Origin of the sequence: Fulvivirga aurantia (assembly GCF_009711475.1) — a bacterium.
Lineage (GTDB): Bacteria > Bacteroidota > Bacteroidia > Cytophagales > Cyclobacteriaceae > Fulvivirga > Fulvivirga aurantia.
This window is the reverse complement of record NZ_SMMD01000451.1, coordinates 1-2,843: the sequence shown is the minus strand read 5'-3', so window position 1 is coordinate 2,843 and position 2,843 is coordinate 1. Positions and strand designations below refer to the sequence as shown.

Genomic DNA, 2,843 nt, shown 5'->3' with positions numbered 1-2,843 from the left:
AGGTTTTGGAGGATTGATGTAAATTATAACAAAAGTAAGGTCATCTCTAACTTGACCTTACTTTTTCCCTTAATTGTCTATTGTACTTTAATAATACTCTCTCAATGTCTCAACTTGCTACGCAACTCGATGAGCTAGATCTCGAGTGCGAAAAAGAAGAAGCCATAATCGAAGGTTTCATGGAGCGCTATGACGTCTCAAAAGAAGAAGCCGAAGAAATTTTTGAAGAAACTAAAAAGTGGTTGTGGCTAGCCGCTCAATCTGATGAAGAAAGCTCTGTTTTTATTGATAAACCACTGTTGATAATTGACGAAATGTGGCATACTTTCATCTTACATACTAAACAGTATTACAATTTCTGTCTTAGAAATTTTAAGAAACTGGTTCATCACTTACCCACACCTCCAAGTGAAAAGCGTAAGTACCAAGAGGAAATTGAAGCCAATCCTGCTCAAATGTTATTAAAACATGAGGAAAAGCTTAAATCGCAATATAGTCTGATATACGATAAACTTGGGCCAGAAACTTTATTGAAATGGTATGATACCATTGCTCAGAAATACACTCCGGAATATATCAATTCTATAAAGAAAGTTTAAAGTCACTGCCTAAAAGTCACATCTTCATAAGAAAATCGTAAATGCTTTATTTGTCAGTAAGTAGAATCTATTTAGGCAAATAATATCAGCACTAAAGGCTCTTGATACTTTAAAAGGCTGAATCTCTTTGCTTTTACAACAGTGGCTTTTTTTATTTCGATTGTTACTGTATTTTAGTTGCCTTCATCATATAACTGAGAAGAGCCTTTAATGCGCTTACGACAACTCTTTCTATTCTTAACATTATTTTCCCTTCAGGGTCTCGTGTTTAGTCAAAAGTCGGGGTATAGTAAAATAGAAAACTACACCAGCGACAACTATTCTGCGTCCTTCTCTAATTGGCGTGTTTTACAGGCTAACTCAGGCGCAATTATGGTCGCCAATCTTGAGGGTCTACTTGAGTTTGATGGCAAATGGCGACTATACGATAGTATCGGACCAATTTTTGAATTAAATCAAAATGATAATTCCATCCTTCTCGGCAAATCGGGAGATGTGGGTTATTTGAAGGATTCTCGCCATGGCAACTTAGAATTTCATTCACTTAAGGACACCCTGTATAGCAGTTTTTCTGAAGACTCTATTAAGCCTAATTTTGATACAGAAGTTGTATGGAGCGTAACTGAAGCTAATCAAACTTTTTATTTCTATACTAAAGGAGGTCTTTATAAATGGGGAAATAACAATTCAACATTTATAAATGACCAGCTTAACCCTTACACAAGTAAATTTTTAGATTTAGAAAACAAGATTTTTAGCACTCAACTGGGTATCGGCCTAAGGGATATTACGAATTTTGAAACTGCTATCCCAGACTCATCTTTGAGCAGGCTCTTATTCATTGATAGCCTTGAACATCAACTCTTACTTGCGACAGAGCACGATGGAGTACTCTTTTATGATGGCAACAGCCTCTACCCTGCTAGTGTTGATAGCAAAAACTTAGCGGATAATAATGGCTTTTTTAATTTTATAAAGCTTGGCATCAATAAAAGGTATGCTTATGCTGCCTCCACCAAACAATCCGGTATCTACATCTTTGATGAAGATTTTAACATAGTTAATAAATTTAATAGCGAATCAGGTATTATATCAAATGCTATCAAGAACATCTCTTTGGACAATCAACAAAACTTATGGATTGCTGCTATTGGTGGAATTTCTAAAATAGAACTTAATACCCCATGGACATATTATAATGCTGAAAATCAATTAGAAGGTGCTGTTTTTGACTTCAATATACTCAAAGGAAAAAGGTATGCAGGCACTACCGAAGGTATTTATCAACTAAAAAATGACAGTGCTTATAAGCTTTACACAGCTAAAGTATGGAAGTCTGACAGACGCATAAATCGCAATGAGGAAGAAGAGTTAATAATCAATACTGAGCAAGCTCTCTTTTCATTTGATGGGTCTGAATTTAGCAAGGTCGCATCGGGCGGTTTGCATGTAAAAGTATTATCAGACAACAAAACCATACTTACTGATGTCAAAGGAAAAGGCGTGGCAATTTTAAGAGAAGATGACAGTATTAACTTTGATCGACAATTACTATATGAAGCGAATGAGCTCACTATTGGCTCAATGGTTGAAACAGATAATGCTATTTGGGTAGCATCAAAGGGTGAGGGAATTTTTCAATTCAATGACTCGACAAGTACTGATGATTATTTTCTTCATGACTATTTATTAGGAGACGGAGAAATCAGTCTGGCTATATTAGATAATCACCTATATGCTGCTACTGAAAAGAAGCTTTACAGCTATAATCTGGAGACTAGTAAATTTGAACCAGTAGTCGGATTTGACGCAAAATATACAGCTCTGGAAGCAACACCCTGGGGAACCTTACTTGCCGGACTTAAGGATGGGAAAAATTACAGGATGACAGAAATTAGCTATGACTCTTCTGCCAATTCATATATTGATACAGGTAGAAGATTCAATCGCCCGAATTTTGGTCAGATACTAAGTTTTTACTTAGAAGGTGACAGCCTTATCTGGGTAGCAGCCAGTGATGGTCTTTACAAATATGATAATCGAATAAATAAAAACATTGACTTTGAGTTTAACACCTTAGTTAGGAAAGTGACCGTAAACGATTCACTCATATTTAATGGTAATTATGCCATTCGTGATCCAAACCATATGTTTCCTCAGCTTACTACAAGCCAACCTGAGGATTATATTTTCACTTTTCAACCAAATGAAAATAACTTCACATTCGAGTTTGCCTGTACAAGT

The 2,843-nt window shown here is 35.8% G+C and carries 2 protein-coding genes; both read left to right on the top strand.

Annotation, left to right across the window (positions count from 1 at the left end):
* Nucleotides 1–104: 104 nt before the first annotated feature.
* Nucleotides 105–599, top strand: a complete 495-nt coding sequence (locus tag E1176_RS02930) for a glycine-rich domain-containing protein (protein ID WP_155209083.1) — start codon at nt 105–107, stop codon at nt 597–599.
* Nucleotides 600–809: 210 nt separating this feature from the next.
* Nucleotides 810–2,843, top strand: a 2,034-nt coding sequence (locus E1176_RS02925) for a ligand-binding sensor domain-containing protein (RefSeq protein ID WP_155209082.1), incomplete at its 3' end; no start/stop codon positions are given.